Source organism: Pseudomonas sp. PDM25 (assembly GCF_019219045.1).
Classification (GTDB): domain Bacteria; phylum Pseudomonadota; class Gammaproteobacteria; order Pseudomonadales; family Pseudomonadaceae; genus Aquipseudomonas.
On the sequence record NZ_JAHUWL010000004.1, the window covers coordinates 428,145 to 445,467 of the forward strand.

Here is a 17,323-nt window from a genome sequence, read left to right on the forward strand (position 1 = left end):
TGTTCTTTAGTTGGACTGCATTTTTTCTTACATGCGGATCTTTAATCTTTCCTTAACTCACCCATTTCAGACTCTTGATCGTATTTCTCGATATTTCAAAGCGAAATTTTCCGCTTTTACTCGATAGATAACTCGATAGTCTTGGTCGCAGTTCTCACAGGATTTGGGCAATGCAGCTACGTAATTCTTCTTCGCGCTACGGTTGGGTCAGCATTTTCATGCACTGGGGCGTGGCGTTGGCAGTCTTCGGTCTGTTTGCGTTGGGCTTGTGGATGGTCGGTCTCGACTACTACAGCACCTGGCGCAAAGACGCGCCGGACTTGCACAAGAGCATTGGCCTGGTGTTGTTGGCCGTTATGGTTGTACGGGTGCTGTGGCGTTTTATCAGTCCGCCACCACCCGCACTCCAAAGCTATAGCCGCATGACGCGTATCGGCGCCACGTTCGGCCATTCGTTCCTGTACCTCAGTCTGTTTGCTGTGATGATTGCCGGTTACCTGATTTCCACCGCAGACGGTGTCGGGATTCCGGTGTTTGGCCTGTTTGAAGTTCCTGCACTGATATCCGGACTACCGGATCAGGCAGATACAGCCGGTGTGATTCATTTGTACCTGGCCTGGGCGCTGGTCATTTTTTCCGGTCTCCATGCGTTGGCAGCACTGAAACACCACTTTATTGATCGTGATGCGACCCTGACGCGAATGCTGGGACGCAAAGCCTGATGTTCAATCTCGACTCCAAAGGAATAGAAAGTATGTTGAAAAAGACGCTCGCTGCTCTGGCAATCGGTTCTGCCTTGCTGTCCGCCAACGTGATGGCAGCTGACTATGTTGTCGACAAGGAAGGCCAGCACGCCTTCGTTGACTTCAAGATCAGCCACCTGGGCTACAGCTTCATCACCGGTACCTTCAAGGACATCGACGGCAAGTTCAGCTTCGACGCTGCCAAGCCTGAAGCCAGCAAGATCGAGTTCAACGTGAACACCGCCAGCGTGTTCACCAACCATGCCGAGCGCGACAAGCACATCGCCAGCGCTGACTTCCTGAATGTGAGCAAATTCGCTAAAGCGACGTTTGTTTCCACCAGCGTCAAATCCACCGGCAAAAACGCCGCTGGCAAAGACACTGCTGATGTGACCGGCGACCTGACCATTGCAGGCGTGACCAAGCCAGTCGTGGTCAAGGCTACTTTCCTGGGTGAAGGCAAGGACCCATGGGGCGGCTACCGTGCCGGCTTCGAAGGCACCACCAGCATCAAGCGTTCCGATTTCGGCAAGCAGAAAGACCTGGGCCCAGCGTCCGACGCGGTTGAGTTGTATGTAACGTTTGAAGGTGTGAAAGCGAAGTAAGCTGTTTGCGTCATCAAAACGCCGACCTCAGGGTCGGCGTTTTGCTGCCTGGTGTTCAGGAGAGGCTGCTTTGGTAGTCGGCGATTTCATTGCGTAGCCAAGTCAGCAGGCTCGCCAACTGCGCCGAGCGTTGTGTGTGGGTCGGCCAAAGCATGAAATAACGGGATGCGTGCAGCGGTTCAACGTCGGTCAGTTTAACCAGTTGCCCGCACTGGATCATGGCGTGAGCAATCGAGCGACGGGTTAGCGCGATTCCATAACCCAGGCGCGCCGCTTCAAGCATCAAAGTCGAGTCAGTGAACTCTAGTGCCGCGAGTGGACGCATCTGTTCAACGCCAGCGGCAGCAAGCCAGGTCGACCAGCTTTCACTGGCGTGGAGTAATGGATGTCCCAGAACGGACTCGGCATCGACAGGCAAGCATCCTAGATTGAATCCTGGCGCGGCGACGACCAACAAGGAGTCCTGCATCAACGGCTCACAGTGCACATCTGGCCATTGTCCGTGGCCGAACCGGATCGCCGCATCGATCAGGCCGCCCTCGAAACTTGAAAACTCCATACTGGCTGCCAGCTTGAGGCGCAATCCGGGCTGCGCGTCGATAAACCCTTGCAAGCGTGGCAATAGCCAAAACATTCCAAAGGATGGCAGCACCGAAAGGGTGAGTTGCGGGTGTCGGGTTTTGGACAGGAATCTTTCCGTTACCCCGGCAATTTCACCCAGGGTTTGCCGGATCTGATAGGCGTACACACGCCCCTCTTCTGTCAGCACCACACCGCGGCCATTACGTTCAGTCAGTCTAACGTCCAGGTATTCCTCCAGCGAGCGTATCTGGTGGCTGACAGCGCTGTGGGTGACGTGCAGTTCCAATGCCGCGAGGTTGACCTTGCCCAATCGTGCCAAGGCTTCAAAGGCCCGGAGAGCCGCTAGCGGAGGTAGTTTCAATAGGTGAATTCCATTCACTGAACCGGGCAGAAATCGCCGCTATACATGAATTGACGAGGCTACGGATAATCCGTCTCACGCTCAGTGAGCGTTGGTGACTTCATTTCCGCTCGACAAGGATTCGTACATGCTAATCAATGAAATTCAGAGAATGTTGGAGAACTACTTCAGCGTGTTGCAAAACCAGGATTTGAACCGGTTTGACGAGGTTTTCCATCCCGGCTGTGTCCTCTATAGCGCTCAGGACGGGGCGGTAACGGTGCGTCCTTACGCAGAATACCGTGCCATCGTACAAGGACGTCAGTCGCCGCAGGAGCGCGGGTTTGCGAGCCTGGATGAGATTTTGATGATTGACGTCATGTCTCCGGAAATGGCAATGGTCAAGGTGCGTCTGCGACTGTTCGACAATGTCATGGTTGATTATCTGAACGTGATGAAAGTCGATGGCCGCTGGATGATCGTTGCCAAACTCTTTCATAAAGAAGGAAGCGTTGTGTGAGTGCGGCGGTTTGACCAAAAACGATCGTGATGATCGGTACAAATAAAAACGCCCCGAACCAGTCGGGGCGTTTTTGTGAGTGACACTCAGCGATTGCGGGTCAGCAACGCTGGTTTCTCGCCGCGCGGACGGCCTGGCAGTTGATCCAGTTGCTCAGGAGTCGGGAACCGATCGGTTTTCGACTCTTTATGGATGATCTTCGGTGCCGGGCCGCGCGGGTTTTGCACGGCCGGTTCCGAACGCGGCTGGTCGTCGGTGCGAGCCGGGCGACGGTTGCGGGACTCTTCGCGACGGGCCTGACCGTCACGTGGAGCACCGTTGCGTGGGCCGCTGCGCTTGGCCGGCGGCGTGCCGGTGGTCGCGCCGTCACTGCTGCGTGGGCCACTTTGACGACCCTGAGGCTTGCCGCCAGTGCGCGGAGCACCTGCGCCAGCTGCGGCGCCTTGTGCCGGAGCACCCGGACGACGACCACGGCCCTGGGCCGGTTTGGCTTGAGGAACGTAGTCGACGCGGTTACCGAAGTTATCGATGTCGTCGTCCAGGAACTCGTCCGGAGCACGGTCTGCAGCAGCAGCGCGTGGCGCCGGACGCTGTTGTTCGCGAGCCGGAGTGCCTTCGCGTGGCTTGTGTTCACGCGCCGGGCGATCACCACGGCCAGTGGCTGCAGGTTTTTCCTTGCCGCCCTTGTCCTTGCCTTTGTCTTTACGACCGCCACCACCACCGGTGCCGTTCGGACCGTCGCCGCGCGGGCCACGTGGGTTACGCGGGTTACGCACATCCGGACGCTCGCGAACTTCGGGTTTCTCGGCTTCTACAGCGCTGGAATCGAAGCCCATCAGGTTGCCGTCGGCAATCTTCTGCTTGGTCATGCGCTCGATGCTTTTCAGCAGCTTTTCTTCGTCCGGAGCGACCAGCGAGATCGCTTCGCCCGAACGACCGGCACGGCCAGTACGGCCGATACGGTGAACGTAATCTTCGTCGACGTTCGGCAGTTCGAAGTTGACCACGTGTGGCAACTGGTCGATGTCCAGGCCGCGAGCGGCGATGTCGGTGGCGACGAGGATGCGCACTTCGCCGGCCTTGAAGTCGGCCAGGGCTTTGGTGCGAGCGTTCTGGCTCTTGTTACCGTGGATCGCAACGGCGCTGAGGCCGTGTTTGTCCAGGTACTCGGCCAGGCGGTTGGCGCCGTGCTTGGTGCGGGTGAACACCAGCACCTGTTCCCAGGCGCCTGCGGTGATCAAGTGCGCCAGCAGCGAACGCTTGTGGTTGGCTGGCAGACGGAAAACACGCTGTTCGATGCGCTCGACCGTGGTGTTCGGCGGCGTGACTTCGATGCGTTCCGGGTTGTGCAGCAGCTTGCCGGCGAGGTCGGTGATGTCTTTGGAGAAGGTCGCCGAGAACAGCAGGTTCTGACGTTTGCTCGGCAGACGGGCCAGGACCTTTTTCACGTCATGGACAAAGCCCATGTCGAGCATGCGGTCGGCTTCGTCCAGCACGAGGATTTCCACGTGGGACAAATCGACGCTGCCTTGACCGGCGAGGTCGAGCAGGCGGCCGGGGCAGGCCACCAGCACGTCAACACCGCGGGACATGGCCTGAACCTGCGGGTTCATGCCGACGCCGCCGAAGATGCAGGCGCTGACGAACTTCAGGTCACGGGCATAGACCTTGAAGCTCTCGTGTACTTGAGCCGCGAGTTCGCGGGTAGGGGTCAGGACCAGTACGCGCGGTTGGCGCGGGCCGTGACGCTGGGATTTGTCCGGGTGACCGTTGGGGAACAACCGCTCCAGAATCGGAAGGGCGAAGCCGCCGGTTTTACCAGTACCTGTCTGAGCCGCGACCATCAGGTCGCGACCTTGCAACACGGCGGGAATGGCCCGCTGTTGCACCGGAGTAGGCTCGGTATAGCCCGCTGCCTCGATGGCGCGGACTAAAGCCTCGGAGAGACCGAGGGAAGCAAAGGACATGAGTAATCCTGTTTTAGTTAGGGCTTGGCCCAATGGGAGTCTTGCCTGGCGCGAATGGCGTTTAGAGGAACGCAATCCCGTCCGGTCCTGCTGGGCCAAGAAGGCTCATCTGGAGTGCTCGCGCGGGCTGAAAAGCTGCGCTGTAGCGGGATCGAGATGCCTTGAACAAGTCCGAGCGTCCGGGCGTGAGCCTGGCGGGAAGGCCGGAGTATAACAGAGCAATCACTGCGCGCCGCTTTCCTGCTGCTCAACGGTTTTTCCGCTGGCGGCGGTGGCTCTGGTGGCTTTGACCTCGGCCGCCGGTTCGGCGCCATAACGGGCGCTCAATTCAGCGTACGCAGGCTCGCGCTTGAAGCGTTTGAGTTCGGCGCCGAAACGCTGCACCAACAAGTCCATGCCGGCGTTGCGGCGTACGGCCAGGAATTGGCTCTGGTGACTGATGACGGTCGGGTTCTCGGTAATCTTGTCGCGGATGCCCAATTGGTCGAGCAAGTGCTGGCCAACCCTGCGATCAGTGATCAGCAGGTCGATCCGCCCGCGCACCAGTTTGCCGAAGTTGGCTTCATGGGTGGGCGCCGGTTCGCGAGTGAACAGGGTCGATTCGCTGAAGTCCTGGCTGTACAGATAGCCCGGGGAAGTGCCGATGGTCAGCCCTTTCAGGTCGGCCAGGGTGTGGAAAGGGTGGGGCCGCTCATTGGCGTAGAACATCACGAACTCCACTTCCGAGAGCGGCTCGCCGGGGTAGAGCAGGGTGGCGTCGCGCTCATCGCTGTGAAAGATGTCCAGCGCGCCGTCTGCCTGGCCCGTTTCGAGCATCGACAGGCAGCGTTTCCACGGCAGGAACTGCCATTCCACTTCGATGCCCAGGCGTTTGAAGACGATGGCGGTGGTTTCGTAGTCCAGCCCCAGGGATTTGCCGTTTTCTTCGTACACGTACGGCGCCCAGGGTTCAGTGACAATGCGCAGTTTCTCGCCCCGAGCGGCGAAGCTCAGGCAAGTAAAAAGAAACACGGTCAGTAATTGCGCGATCAGAGGCATGGCTTGAGATTACGACGAGAAACCGGAAAGAGCCAGAAACGGGATCCAGAAGCTCTAACTCAGAGTGTTGTTGCACAAAAAAAGGGCGTTAAAAGCAAAAGATCGCAGCCTGCGGCAGTTCCTACAGGGATTAAACACGCCCGATGTAGGAGCTGCCGCAGGCTGCGATCTCTTGATCTTGCTTTGACGGCTTTTAGCGCGGCAACTTCAGATTGTTCCACACCGCCAGGCTCGGTTCGGCCTGGTTCAGCGTGTAGAAGTGCAGCCCTGGCGCGCCACCTTGCAGCAGGCGTTCGCACATCTCGGTGATGACTTGCTCACCAAAGCCTTGAATGCTCTGGGTGTCGTCGCCGTAGGCTTCCAGCTGCTTGCGGATCCAGCGCGGGATTTCCGCGCCACAGGCATCAGAGAAACGCGCCAGCTTGCTGTAGTTGGTGATCGGCATGATTCCCGGAACGATCGGGATGTTCACGCCCTTCGCCCGTACACGCTCGACGAAGTAGAAGTAGCTGTCGGCGTTGAAGAAGTACTGGGTGATTGCACTGTTGGCGCCAGCGTTGGCCTTGCGCACGAAGTTGGTCAGATCGTCTTCGAAATTGCGCGCTTGCGGGTGCATTTCCGGGTAGGCGGCGACTTCGATGTGGAAATGATCGCCGGTTTCTTCACGAATGAATTCAACCAGGTCATTGGCGTGGCGCATTTCACCACTGGCCATGCCCATGCCGGAAGGCAGGTCACCGCGCAGGGCAACGATACGGGTGATACCGGCTGCCTTGTATTGGGCCAGCAGGCCGCGCAAGTCGTCCTTGCTGTCGCCAACGCAGGACAAATGCGGTGCGGCAGGGACTTTGACTTCGCTTTCGAGCTGCAACACGGTGTTGAGGGTGCGATCACGGGTCGAACCGCCAGCGCCGTAGGTGCAGGAGAAGAAGTCAGGATTGTAGGTCGCCAGATGACGGGCAGTGGCGATCAGTTTTTCATGCCCAGCGTCGGTCTTCGTAGGGAAGAACTCGAAGCTGTAGCGACGTTCTTGGGACATGGTCATATCCTTGGAAGCACGAGAGCCTGTGAGGCTTGCACAACCCATGTGGGAGCGGGCTTGCTCGCGAAAGCGGTGGATCAGTCAACATTAATGTTGAATGTTAAACCGCATTCGCGAGCAAGCCCGCTCCCACAGGGAGAGCAGCCAGCAGAACCAATCAGTAGCGGTAAGCGTGCGGCTTGAACGGACCTTCAACGGTCACGCCGATGTAGTCGGCCTGGGTCTTGGTCAGTTGGGTCACAACGCCGCCGAAACCGCGGACCATTTCCAGGGCCACTTCTTCGTCGAGTTTCTTCGGCAGTACTTCAACAGTCAGGCGCTCGGCTTTCTGGGCTGGCGACAGGTCGGCGTACTTCTGGCCGAACAGGAAGATCTGAGCCAGAACCTGGTTGGCGAACGAACCGTCCATGATGCGGCTTGGGTGGCCGGTGGCGTTGCCCAGGTTAACCAGACGGCCTTCGGCCAGCAGGATCAGGTAGTCGTCGTTCTGCGCGTCGAATGCGCCAGGGCCGGTACGGTGGATCTTGTGAACCTGTGGCTTCACTTCTTCCCATGCCCAGCTCTTGCGCATGAAAGCGGTGTCGATTTCGTTGTCGAAGTGGCCGATGTTGCAGACAACAGCGCGCTTCTTCAGGGCTTTGAGCATGTTCGAGTCGCAAACGTTGACGTTACCGGTGGTGGTCACGATCAGGTCGATCTTGCCCAGCAGCGCTTTGTCGATGCTTGCTTCAGTACCGTTGTTGATACCGTCGATGAACGGCGAAACCAGCTCGTAACCGTCCATGCAGGCTTGCATGGCGCAGATCGGGTCAACTTCGGAGACTTTAACGATCATGCCTTCCTGACGCAGGGACTGAGCGGAGCCCTTGCCCACGTCACCGTAACCGATGACCAGCGCTTGCTTGCCGGACAGCAGGTGGTCGGTACCGCGCTTGATCGCATCGTTCAGGCTGTGACGGCAGCCGTACTTGTTGTCGTTCTTGCTCTTGGTGACCGAGTCATTGACGTTGATGGCCGGGATTTTCAGCTCGCCCTTGGCCAGCATGTCCAGCAGGCGGTGAACGCCAGTGGTGGTTTCTTCGGTAACGCCGTGGACGCGGTCCAGGATCGCCGGGTATTTCTTGTGCAGCAGCTCGGTCAGGTCGCCGCCGTCGTCGAGGATCATGTTGGCATCCCAAGGCGCGCCATCTTTAAGGATGGTTTGCTCCAGGCACCACTCGTACTCTTCTTCAGTTTCGCCTTTCCAGGCGAAAACCGGGATACCGGCAGCGGCGATAGCGGCAGCGGCCTGGTCCTGAGTCGAGAAAATGTTGCAGGACGACCAGCGTACTTCGGCACCCAGGGCAACCAGGGTTTCGATCAGCACGGCAGTCTGAATGGTCATGTGGATGCAGCCGAGGATTTTCGCGCCTTTGAGCGGCTGCTCACCGGCGTACTTGCGGCGCAGACCCATCAGGGCAGGCATTTCGGATTCGGCGATGATGGTTTCGCGACGGCCCCAGGCAGCCAGGGACATGTCGGCAACTTTGTAATCGTTAAAATCTGCAGGCGTGATAACAGCGCTCATGATGAGCCTCCATTCGTAATGTATGCGAATGGGCGCCGTTGTGCGTTTAGTGTCTGACCGATAACGGTCAAGCAACGCCCCATCCGAGCCTGACAGGTCGAACCTGCTGCAGCGCCCCTCGGACAGGTGGCGGGAAAACGGTATCAATGGAACGTTACCGTTTTGAAACGGTGGCGATTATAGCCGTGTGAGCGATACTTCCAAAGCGTTTCTGTTGGTCAATGTCTGAACGGTAATCGAGACCATAGTCGATGCTTGATAGAGCTCCAGGTCGGGCTCTGCCATGATGCCCACCATCATTCGGCAAGACGCTCAGGAGTGAATATGAATTTCCACACCCGCAAATGGGTAAAACCCGAAGACCTCAACCCCAACGGCACGCTGTTCGGCGGCAGCCTGTTGCGCTGGCTCGACGAAGAAGCGGCGATCTACGCCATCGTCCAGCTGGGCAATCAGCGTGTGGTCACCAAGTACATTTCCGAGATCAACTTCGTCAGCGCCTCGCGCCAGGGCGACATCATTGAACTGGGCATCACCGCCACCGAATTCGGTCGCACCTCCATCACCCTCAAGTGTGAAGTGCGTAACAAGATCACCCGCAAAAGCATCCTGACGGTGGAGAAGATTGTTTTCGTCAATCTGGGTGAAGACGGCTTGCCTGCACCGCACGGCCGGACCGAGATCACGTACGTCAAAGACCAGTTCAAGGATGATGTCGTCAACGTGTGAAGCCGGCGGTGCGCCCTTCGCGAGCAAGCCCGCTCCCACACTAAATCTAAGTCGTTCACAGAAGCTGTGTTCGCTGAAGATCTAATGTGGGAGCGGGCTTGCTCGCGAAGGCGGTGTACCGGTCAGCGATGATTTAGCGGGGCAGTGAACAGCTCCGAACCCTGCGTGTCGTACCTACATCACACACCACGGGTTCCGGAGCTTTATGGACGCGCAAAAAGACGGCAAGACCCCGAACCTCTCCCCTGAAGAACAGCACGACGTCGACAAGAGCCAGCCACCGCGGGCGGCGGTGCTGCACGAGATCATCCGCACCCAGGGAGATCAGGAACTCGAGCGCAGTGTCGCCGCCTTGTGGTGGTCGGCACTGGCCGCCGGCCTGACCATGGGCCTGTCGCTGATGGCCATGGGGCTGCTCAATTCCCGTCTGCCGGACGGCGAAGGCTTCAAGGTGATCGCCAGTTTCGGTTACTGCGCAGGCTTTCTCGCGGTGATCCTCGCCCGTCAGCAATTGTTCACCGAGAACACCCTGACGGCGGTGCTGCCGATCATGACCAAACCCACGCTGAGCAATTTCGGTCGATTGCTACGCCTGTGGTCGGTGGTGCTGGTGGGCAACCTCTGCGGCACATTGCTGGTGGCGTATGTGATGCTGAATCTGCCGATTTTCGACAGCAAGACCGACCTGGCCTTCCTTGATATCGGGCGCAAAATCATGGAGAACGACGCCAGCCAGATGTTCGCCAAAGGCATTGTGTCGGGCTGGATGATCGCCACCATGGTCTGGATGATTCCGTCCATGGAGAGCGCAAAGATGTGGATCATCATCCTTATCACCTACCTCATGGCGCTGGGGGATTTCACCCACATCGTGGTCGGGTCCGCCGAGGTCTCGTATCTGGTGTTTGCCGGCGAGTTGCCGTGGAAGGATTTCTGGCTGGTGTTCGCCGGGCCGACGCTGGCGGGGAACATCGTCGGCGGCAGCTTCATCTTCGCGCTGATCAGCCATGCACAAATTCGCAGCGAGAGTGGCCCGCCGAAGAAGAGTGCGGATCAGGCGTCGGATTCACGCAAGCGCGAAGAGAAGTAAAGACAGGTGCACCGTATCAACTTCATCGCGAGCAGGCTCACTCCTACAGTGAGGGGCGCGGTTCATGTGGGAGCCTGCTCGCGAAAGCAATGTCATGGGCGATGCAGCTATTCAACCGGACACGTTGACCGCAGCCGAACTGCGACGCTGCAGGTAAATAAAGAACAACGCGGTCAGTACCGTCAGACCGCTGACCAGCGCGCCGGTCCACGGTAAGTCCGCCAGATCCGCACCACTGGCGACGACGAGCCCACCAATCCACGCACCGGCCGCGTTGCCGAGGTTGAACGCGCTCTGGTTCAACGTTGAACCCAGATTCGGCGCTTCATGGGCCTGATCGATGATCAGCAATTGCAAAATCGGGCACAGGGCAAAGGCGAAGATGCCCCACAACACCAGGGTGATTGCGGCTGGAATCACCGAGTGGCTGGTCTGTGTGAACGCGGCCAGCACGACCAGCACGGCCAGCGCCATGCCCACCAGCGACGGCAGCAATCGACTGTCAGCCAGACGGCCGCCGAGCATGCTGCCTGCAGTCAAACCGACCCCGAATAGCAGCAGCATGATGGTCACGCCATGGGGGCTGACGCCGGTGATGTCTTGCAGGATAGGGGCAATGTAAGTGAAGACGCTGAACAGGCTGGTCGACGCCAGCACGCTCATGCCCAGCGCCAGCAACACGTTGACTTTGCCCAGCACTTTGAACTCGCTGGCGAGGTTGGCCTTGTCCATCGCAATGTCCTTCGGCAACCAGACCCATTGCGCGATAGCCGCGATCACGCCGATCACCGACACCGCCCAGAACGTCGAGCGCCAGCCGGCGTATTGCCCGAGCGCGGTGCCCAAAGGCACGCCCAGCACGTTGGCCAGGGTCAGGCCGGTGAACATCATCGCAATCGCCTGGGCGCGTTTGTTCGGTGCCACCAAACCGGCGGCAACCACCGAACCGATGCCGAAGAACGCACCGTGGCAGAGCGCGGTGACCACGCGTGCGGCCATCAGCGTGGCGTAGTTCGGCGCCAGGGCGCAGAGAATGTTGCCGAGGATGAACATCAGGGTCATGCCCAGCAGCGTGGCTTTGCGCGGCATGTTGGCGGTGCCGACCGCGAGGATCGGCGCACCGAACACCACGCCGAGGGCGTAGCCGGTGATCAGCAGGCCGGCGTGGGGGATGCTCACGGCGAGGTCGCGGGCGACGTCGGGCAACAAACCCATGATGACGAATTCAGTGGTGCCGATGCCGAACGCGGCAACAGCGAGGGCAAGCAAGGCGAGGGGCATGCGCAAGGTCTCTGTCGGTAGTCTTGACGCTGTGATCAGGCATACGCATGCCGACGCCCGTTCTCGACGAGAGCGGGCGGTGGCAAAAATTTATTGGAATTAGTCTGTGCGCAACTGAGTGCGGCGTGGTCGCTTGCAGTATAAACAGCTGCTGACATATGGCGAATCAATTATCTCCCCCGCTTCCTGTAGGAGCACGGCTTGCCGGCGATGGCGATCTCAGGTACGCCATCGCCGGCAAGCCGTGCTCCTACAGGGGAGGGGGCGGTCAAAAAAGGAGTGTGCCGTGCTTGCAACAGCACTGGTGTTGGTAGCGGCGCTGTTGCATGCAGCGTGGAATACCCTGATCAAATTCAGTGCGGAACGGCTGCTGGTGGTGGCCTGCATGGACAGCGTGGCAATGCTGTTTGTCGCGCTGATGCTGCCGTTCGTGGCGTTGCCGCCCCTGGACATCTGGCCGTGGATTCTGGCGTCGGCGGCGTTTGAATTGCTCTATCGCTATTTGCTGATCCAGGCCTATCGGGTCGGCGATCTGGGGTTGGTCTACCCACTGATGCGTGGCTTGTCGCCGCTGGTGGTGCTGGCACTGACGCTGATTTTTGCCGGAGAAGTGCTGACGAACCAGCAGATCTTCGGGATTCTGCTGATCCCGTTCGGCATGCTTTGCCTGCTCTGGCAGGGCGGCGGCGGTGCGCGATTGCCGTGGTCGATGCTGCCGGTGGTGGCGTTGATCGGCCTGTGCATCGGCTGCTACACCTTTATCGATGGCCAGGCGTTGCGGCGTTGGTCGCATCCGCTGGATTACCTGGTGTGGGTCACGTTGCTCAGCGCCTGGCCGTTCCCGTTGCTGGCGCTGGTGCGTAAACGACCGGCCTTCATGTTGTTCTGGCGTGAACAGTGGCGACTGGGGTTGGCGGTCGGGTTTTGCGTGTTGTTCAGCTACGCTCTGGTGCTGTGGGCCATGCAGCTGGGCTCGATTGCCGAAGCGGCGGCATTGCGCGAGATCAGCGTGATTCTGGTGGTGCTGTTCGGCATGCGTTACCTGAAAGAACCTTTCGGCAGGCCCCGGCTCTTAGCCTGTGGGCTGGTGCTGATCGGCATGCTGGTGATGAAGTTTTGACTGGAACTCGACTCTTGAAACCTGAAGAAGGGATTGCGTTATGACGGTTGCTCTGTGGTGCATTTTGATCGCGATTATCCTGCCCTATATCTGCACGGGCATCGCCAGGGCCTGTGGCGGGTTCCGGCTGAAAGACAACCATGACCCCCGTGACTTTCTCGAGTCGCTGAATGGTTTGGGCCGACGCGCGTATGCGGCGCACCTGAACAGTTTTGAAGTGACTCCCGCGTTCGCGGCGGCGGTGATCGTTGCGCACCTGGCCGGCAATGCCGAACTGGTGACGATCAATGTGCTGGCGGTGTTGTTCATCACCAGTCGGCTGCTGTACATCATTTGCTACTTGGCGGACTGGGCGATTTTGCGGTCGCTGATGTGGTTGGTGGGGCTGGGGTTGATCGTCAGTTTCTTTGTGGTGTCTGTCTGAAAATACATTGGTGTTCGTGAGGGCCTCATCGCGAGCAGGCTCGCTCCCACATTGAATCTCGGTCGTACACGTATGCTGTGTTCACTGGAGATCCAAATGTGGGAGCGAGGCGGCTCGCGATTGCTATTTAACCGCCGATACAGATATCAGGGGCTGGTCTTCACCGCATCAGCCACCTGCGGCACTTGCGGCAACGCTGCGCCTTTAGGCCAGAGCATCCAGATCTGCCCCTGCTGTTTCATGTCGCCGGCCAATTGCCCGGCCGCCTCGCCGGTGCCCCAGAACAGGTCTGCACGGACTTCGCCGGCAATTGCGCCGCCGGTGTCCTGAGCGGCAACCGGGCGTACCAGTGCGGTGCCGTCCGGTTTAGTGGTCGATAACCACAACAGACTGCCCAGCGGAATCACTTTGCGATCCACCGCCGCGCTGTAGCCGGCGGTCAGCGGTACGTTCAACGAGCCGCGAGGTCCTTCGTTGCTGTCCGGATTGCGGGTGAAGAATACGTAGCTGGGGTTGCTGCCCAGCAGTTCCGGAATGCGCGTCGGATTGGCCTTGGCCCAATGGCTGATGGCGCCCATGGTCACTTCTTCTTTTTTCAGCTCGCCCTGGTCCACCAGCCAGCGGCCAATCGGCCGATACGGGTGACCGTTCTGGTCGGCATACGCAATGCGCAACTGGCGGCCATCATCGAGCTGGATACGACCCGAACCCTGGATTTGCAGGAATTGCAGGTTCATCGGATCGGTCAGCCAGGCAACAACCGGTGCCTTGACCCCTTTGGTTTCAATGGTGGCCGCATCGTCGTAAGGCTTGAGCACGCGACCTTCGAGTCGTCCGCGCAGGCGTTTGCCTTTGAGTTCCGGGTAAATGCTGTCCAGAGAGACGATGATCATGTCCTCGGGCACACCGTACACCGGGATGCTTGCCACTTCGGTCTGGGTCAGGCTGCCGGGGTAGACCGGCTCGTAATAGCCGGTGATCAAGCCGTTGGGATTGTCATTGGCGGCGCGCAGGCCGTAGACGTCGAGGTTCTGCTTGAGGAAGCCACGAATGTCGCTGGCGGTTTGCGGCACGTTGGCGGCAGCCGCACACGTCGAGCCCCATACCGGGTCGGCTTTGAGTCGGGTGCAGGCGCTGCGCCACGAACCGAAGCCGGCGACCAGGTCGTTGTCGGACACTGTTGGAAGTGCTTCCCACGTGGCGCTGGAGTAGGTCGCCAGGGCGTGGGTTTTCGGTGTGTTGTTGTCGCCACCGGTGCAGCCCGCAAGCACGGCCACCATCGGAAGGGTCCAGGCGAGGTTGTGACGCCATGCCTTGAAACGGCTGTTCATGGAGTAATTCCTTTGTCGGTTGCCTGAGTGCTCCATGCGCTCAAGCAACCCGTATTGATAATAGGGCTATTGGTCTTTGCCGTTGACGCGAGGATACTGGCCGCCGTTCCCGTGACCTGAAGCCACCATGACTCTTAAAAGACTTTCTGTTGTATTGCTGGCCTGCCTGACGTTGTCCGCCTGCGGTGGTGTCGACCCCAATTCACCGCTGGGCCAGCGCAAGGCGATCTTCAAGCAAATGCTCAAGACCGGCGAAGACCTGGGCGGCATGTTGCGTGGTCGCATCCCGTTTGACGGTCCGACATTCGCTGACGGTGCCGTGAAGCTCGATGCGTTGTCCCGTGAACCCTGGAAACATTTTCCGCAGGTGCGCGAAGAAGATCACACCAGCGCCAAGAGCGATGTCTGGCAGAAACAGGAACACTTCCAGGACATGGCGCGCACCCTTGAAGCCGCCACTGGTGAATTGGTGATTGCCAGCAAGGTTCAGCCTTACAAGGTCAGTAACCTTGGGCCGGCAGTGCAGAAGGTCGAAGATGCCTGCAGTGCTTGCCATAAAGAGTTTCGGGATCACTGATCCTTACTTATCCAGCTCATCGAGTGCGTCCTGCAATTCCTTGCGGGACTCGGCGAGTTTGTCTTTGCGCTTGTTGATCTTCTCGGCATCGCCTTTCTTCATGGCCTTGTCGAGGTCAGCCTGACGCTGACTGACTTCGTGCTTGGCGTCGAGCACCTTGTTCTCCCGTTCTTTTTTCAGGGAAGCATCGGTGCAATGAGCAGTGACTTCGCTCAGGGCCGTTTCAAGGCCTGCTTGCTGATCGGCGTTACCGTGAGACTTGGCCAGTTCAATCTGATTGATGATGCCCTGCTTCTTTGCGGCGCAGCCGGTCAGGCCTGGAGCTTCTTCGGCGGCCATCAGTGGAGCGGCCAGCACGCTGCAAAGGGTCAACAGGGCGAGCGGTGAAAGAAGTTTCATAAAAGCTCCATGTGAAAAAGCGATCGGGTCGAGGTGGCGATGGGGTGTTTGAGCCCGCGCGGCACCATTGGGTTCCCGGATTGGCCGGCATCGCCGGCCGCTAAAAACCGTCAATTCCCGCAACACGTAATGTTTCACTCAAGGCGAGGACCTGCGGGTCGCGGAAAAATGCGCTCAATTGCGCTGCGCGTCCCGGGCCGATGCCGGCTTCTGCCTGCCATTGTTCGATATTTCGTTGTGCCAGTTCCTGCCATGAATTGGCAAGCCGCGCCTGGCCGGTCGGCGGTAAACCCAGGGCTTTGAGCCAACGAGCGAAAGGGCGCTGTCGGGCACTGTTGAAACTGTTCAAAAGACGAGCGCTGCTGCGTTCGCCGAAGCCGTCAATGTTAGCAAGCTCTTGAGCATCGAGGGTCAACCAATCCAGCAGGCCATTCAGACGGCCTGTTTCTAAAAGTTTCTCCCATGTGCCAGGACCGACATGCGGCAACGCCAGGCCCTGCTTGCCGCTGAGCCAGGACAGTCGGGCGAGGAATTGGCTTTCGCACCCCGGTGTCGGCTGCCAGCAGCTCAAATGATGAAAGTCCTCCGCCAGCGGTACGCTCAATTCAGTGCGTTGGGTGCTGCGCAGCATGACCCCGTCAAGCCGGGGAATGGTCAGGCCCGCCAGACTGATGGCGACCTGATCTCCGGGGCGGATATCCAGTGTTTCCCAGCGTTGCAGTGAACTCACACTGACTCGCTTGATCTGCCGGTCATCGAGCATGACCGGTGTCAGTTCCAGTACCGGGGTGATCCGTCCGGTCCGTCCAATCTTGAAGTGGACCTTGCGCACCTCGGCCAGGGCCTGGGCAAAAGGGTACTTCCAGGCGACGCTCCAATAAGGCGGTTTAGCCTGCCAGCGCTCGGCGGGTGGGCGCTGATCCTGGCGCAGGACGATGCCATCACTGGCGAAGGGCAGGGGCGAGCGATACCAGTGATCGCGCCAGCGTTCAGCGTCGGCAAATACTTCGATCGAGTGGCTGTAAGGGGCGGTGCTCGGAAAGCCCAACTCATCCAGGGCTGCGACGCGCGCGGGCAAACTGGCCGGGCCTTGGGGCCAGTCCCAGATAAATAGGCCGATCCCCGCGGCTTGCTCAGTGCTTAACTTTTTGCGGGCCATCAAGCCGGCCACTGTGGCGCGTGCATTGAGGCTGCCGGCCCGGGCCTGTACGTGGTCGGTCAGGCGCCAATAGAGTTCACCTTGCAGCAGCAGGTCCAGCGGCTCTGGCAATTGTTGTGGGATAGCGGCGATCTGGCGCGCCGAAGCTGTCCAGTCCTGGCCATTTACTCCGTCACCGCGGCTGATAGCTTGAGTCAGCAGGCCTTTGCGGTAGATCAGCGTCACCGCCACGCCGTCGATCTTGGGCTGAATCCAGACATCGCTCCGTCCTTTTAGCCAGGCTTCAACGGCGCGACCATCGTGAAGTTTTTCAAGGCCGGTGTGGGCGATGGGATGAGGCATCGTGCCGCCCGCGGTACGTAGCGGCTCCGCGGATTGGGCCAGGTCGAAACACGTGCGCCATTCGGTCAGTCGTGCGCGGGACTGATCGTAGAGTTCATCGGCGACCAATGAGCGGCCGCGCCGGTGATAGCTGTCGTCCCAGAGGTCGATTTGTTTCTGCAGTGACGTGATTTCGTCCAGGGCGCGTGCGGGTGACCAGTCGGGGCACTCGGTTGCGTTTGAACTCAGGCAAACAAAGGTCAGGAGAAAACAGAAAAACAGGCGCAGAAGCATCGTGAGCGTCCTTGCTCGGGGAGATGCTTCAAGGCTAGTCAGTATTTACGGGCGAGACAGGTGGGTGTTTTGCCTGGTGTTTCCGATGGTGGCTGGTCTGGCACCTTCGCGAGCAAGCCCGCTCCCACATCTAGATCTACAACGTTCACAAATAGTGTGTTCACTGGAGATCCAGTGTGGGAGCGGGCTTGCTC

General features: G+C 59.2%; 17 protein-coding genes and 1 riboswitch. Of the genes, 8 read left to right on the forward strand and 9 right to left on the reverse strand.

All coding sequences use genetic code 11. The features are described 5' to 3' along the window. The first annotated feature begins 170 nt into the window (after positions 1–170). Positions 171–722, forward strand: coding sequence for a cytochrome b (locus KW848_RS10160; RefSeq protein ID WP_218536715.1), 552 nt, complete (start codon positions 171–173; stop codon positions 720–722). 32 nt (positions 723–754) lie between these two features. Continuing rightward, positions 755–1,348, forward strand: coding sequence for a YceI family protein (locus KW848_RS10165; RefSeq protein ID WP_223528882.1), 594 nt, complete (start codon positions 755–757; stop codon positions 1,346–1,348). 55 nt (positions 1,349–1,403) lie between these two features. Here KW848_RS10165 and KW848_RS10170 read toward each other — a convergent pair whose 3' ends face one another. After that, positions 1,404–2,291, reverse strand: a complete 888-nt coding sequence (locus tag KW848_RS10170; protein ID WP_218536717.1) for a LysR substrate-binding domain-containing protein — start codon at positions 2,289–2,291, stop codon at positions 1,404–1,406. Between the two features lie 127 nt (positions 2,292–2,418). Between KW848_RS10170 and KW848_RS10175 the strand changes: the two genes are divergently transcribed. Then, positions 2,419–2,790 (forward strand): nuclear transport factor 2 family protein, encoded by a 372-nt coding sequence (locus tag KW848_RS10175; RefSeq protein ID WP_218536718.1) that lies wholly within the window; start codon positions 2,419–2,421, stop codon positions 2,788–2,790. 86 nt (positions 2,791–2,876) lie between these two features. Here KW848_RS10175 and KW848_RS10180 read toward each other — a convergent pair whose 3' ends face one another. The 4 genes from KW848_RS10180 to ahcY form a co-directional block, all read right to left on the reverse strand. Next, positions 2,877–4,757 (reverse strand): DEAD/DEAH box helicase, encoded by a 1,881-nt coding sequence (locus KW848_RS10180; protein ID WP_218536719.1) that lies wholly within the window; start codon positions 4,755–4,757, stop codon positions 2,877–2,879. Between the two features lie 222 nt (positions 4,758–4,979). Then, positions 4,980–5,795 carry an ABC transporter substrate-binding protein gene (locus KW848_RS10185; protein ID WP_111448487.1) on the reverse strand — a complete coding sequence of 272 codons (816 nt, stop codon included), beginning with the start codon at positions 5,793–5,795 and terminating at the stop codon, positions 4,980–4,982. Positions 5,796–5,988: 193 nt separating this feature from the next. After that, entirely contained in the window at positions 5,989–6,834 is an 846-nt protein-coding gene (gene metF / locus KW848_RS10190) for a methylenetetrahydrofolate reductase [NAD(P)H] (RefSeq protein ID WP_111448488.1), read from the reverse strand. Positions 6,835–6,994: 160 nt separating this feature from the next. Then, on the reverse strand, positions 6,995–8,404 hold the full coding sequence (gene ahcY, locus KW848_RS10195) for an adenosylhomocysteinase (RefSeq protein ID WP_218536720.1): 1,410 nt from the start codon (positions 8,402–8,404) through the stop codon (positions 6,995–6,997). A 23-nt stretch (positions 8,405–8,427) separates the two neighbouring features. Continuing rightward, a riboswitch (S-adenosyl-L-homocysteine riboswitch) is annotated at positions 8,428–8,530 on the reverse strand. Between the two features lie 198 nt (positions 8,531–8,728). On the opposite strand from ahcY, the gene KW848_RS10200 reads away from it, so the two are divergent. Further along, positions 8,729–9,133 carry an acyl-CoA thioesterase gene (locus KW848_RS10200; RefSeq protein WP_218536721.1) on the forward strand — a complete coding sequence of 135 codons (405 nt, stop codon included), beginning with the start codon at positions 8,729–8,731 and terminating at the stop codon, positions 9,131–9,133. 205 nt (positions 9,134–9,338) lie between these two features. Beyond that, positions 9,339–10,223 carry a formate/nitrite transporter family protein gene (locus KW848_RS10205; protein WP_218536722.1) on the forward strand — a complete coding sequence of 295 codons (885 nt, stop codon included), beginning with the start codon at positions 9,339–9,341 and terminating at the stop codon, positions 10,221–10,223. A 111-nt stretch (positions 10,224–10,334) separates the two neighbouring features. Here the strand turns inward: KW848_RS10205 and KW848_RS10210 are convergent, their stop codons facing one another. Beyond that, positions 10,335–11,504: an MFS transporter gene (locus KW848_RS10210; RefSeq protein ID WP_218536723.1), complete on the reverse strand. Its 1,170-nt coding sequence runs from the start codon at positions 11,502–11,504 to the stop codon at positions 10,335–10,337. A gap of 286 nt (positions 11,505–11,790) precedes the next feature. Here KW848_RS10210 and KW848_RS10215 point away from each other — a divergent pair, with 286 nt between their 5' ends. Both KW848_RS10215 and KW848_RS10220 read left to right on the forward strand, forming a co-directional pair. Then, a complete protein-coding gene (locus KW848_RS10215) occupies positions 11,791–12,624 on the forward strand; it encodes an EamA family transporter (protein ID WP_008152002.1) in 834 nt (277 codons plus the stop codon). 40 nt (positions 12,625–12,664) lie between these two features. Further along, positions 12,665–13,048, forward strand: a complete 384-nt coding sequence (locus KW848_RS10220) for an MAPEG family protein (protein ID WP_111448494.1) — start codon at positions 12,665–12,667, stop codon at positions 13,046–13,048. 146 nt (positions 13,049–13,194) lie between these two features. Here the strand turns inward: KW848_RS10220 and KW848_RS10225 are convergent, their stop codons facing one another. Then, complete coding sequence (locus KW848_RS10225; RefSeq protein ID WP_218536724.1) at positions 13,195–14,379, reverse strand: murein transglycosylase A; 1,185 nt, start codon at positions 14,377–14,379, stop codon at positions 13,195–13,197. Between the two features lie 127 nt (positions 14,380–14,506). Between KW848_RS10225 and KW848_RS10230 the strand changes: the two genes are divergently transcribed. After that, a complete protein-coding gene (locus KW848_RS10230; protein WP_218536725.1) occupies positions 14,507–14,956 on the forward strand; it encodes a cytochrome c in 450 nt (149 codons plus the stop codon). 3 nt (positions 14,957–14,959) lie between these two features. Here the strand turns inward: KW848_RS10230 and KW848_RS10235 are convergent, their stop codons facing one another. Then, complete coding sequence (locus KW848_RS10235) at positions 14,960–15,355, reverse strand: DUF1090 domain-containing protein (RefSeq protein ID WP_111448497.1); 396 nt, start codon at positions 15,353–15,355, stop codon at positions 14,960–14,962. A gap of 100 nt (positions 15,356–15,455) precedes the next feature. Then, a complete protein-coding gene (gene ligB / locus KW848_RS10240; protein ID WP_218536726.1) occupies positions 15,456–17,129 on the reverse strand; it encodes an NAD-dependent DNA ligase LigB in 1,674 nt (557 codons plus the stop codon). Positions 17,130–17,323: the final 194 nt, after the last annotated feature.

Coding starts and splice junctions, on each gene's coding strand:
- ligB (WP_218536726.1), bottom strand. CDS start 17,129: ATGCTTCTGCGCCTGTTTTTCTGTTTTCTCCTGACCTTTGTTTGCCTG.
- KW848_RS10165 (WP_223528882.1), top strand. CDS start 755: ATGTTGAAAAAGACGCTCGCTGCTCTGGCAATCGGTTCTGCCTTGCTG.
- KW848_RS10235 (WP_111448497.1), bottom strand. CDS start 15,355: ATGAAACTTCTTTCACCGCTCGCCCTGTTGACCCTTTGCAGCGTGCTG.
- KW848_RS10185 (WP_111448487.1), bottom strand. CDS start 5,795: ATGCCTCTGATCGCGCAATTACTGACCGTGTTTCTTTTTACTTGCCTG.
- KW848_RS10200 (WP_218536721.1), top strand. CDS start 8,729: ATGAATTTCCACACCCGCAAATGGGTAAAACCCGAAGACCTCAACCCC.
- KW848_RS10225 (WP_218536724.1), bottom strand. CDS start 14,379: ATGAACAGCCGTTTCAAGGCATGGCGTCACAACCTCGCCTGGACCCTT.
- ahcY (WP_218536720.1), bottom strand. CDS start 8,404: ATGAGCGCTGTTATCACGCCTGCAGATTTTAACGATTACAAAGTTGCC.
- metF (WP_111448488.1), bottom strand. CDS start 6,834: ATGTCCCAAGAACGTCGCTACAGCTTCGAGTTCTTCCCTACGAAGACC.
- KW848_RS10230 (WP_218536725.1), top strand. CDS start 14,507: ATGACTCTTAAAAGACTTTCTGTTGTATTGCTGGCCTGCCTGACGTTG.
- KW848_RS10205 (WP_218536722.1), top strand. CDS start 9,339: ATGGACGCGCAAAAAGACGGCAAGACCCCGAACCTCTCCCCTGAAGAA.
- KW848_RS10160 (WP_218536715.1), top strand. CDS start 171: ATGCAGCTACGTAATTCTTCTTCGCGCTACGGTTGGGTCAGCATTTTC.
- KW848_RS10175 (WP_218536718.1), top strand. CDS start 2,419: ATGCTAATCAATGAAATTCAGAGAATGTTGGAGAACTACTTCAGCGTG.
- KW848_RS10220 (WP_111448494.1), top strand. CDS start 12,665: ATGACGGTTGCTCTGTGGTGCATTTTGATCGCGATTATCCTGCCCTAT.
- KW848_RS10210 (WP_218536723.1), bottom strand. CDS start 11,504: ATGCCCCTCGCCTTGCTTGCCCTCGCTGTTGCCGCGTTCGGCATCGGC.
- KW848_RS10180 (WP_218536719.1), bottom strand. CDS start 4,757: ATGTCCTTTGCTTCCCTCGGTCTCTCCGAGGCTTTAGTCCGCGCCATC.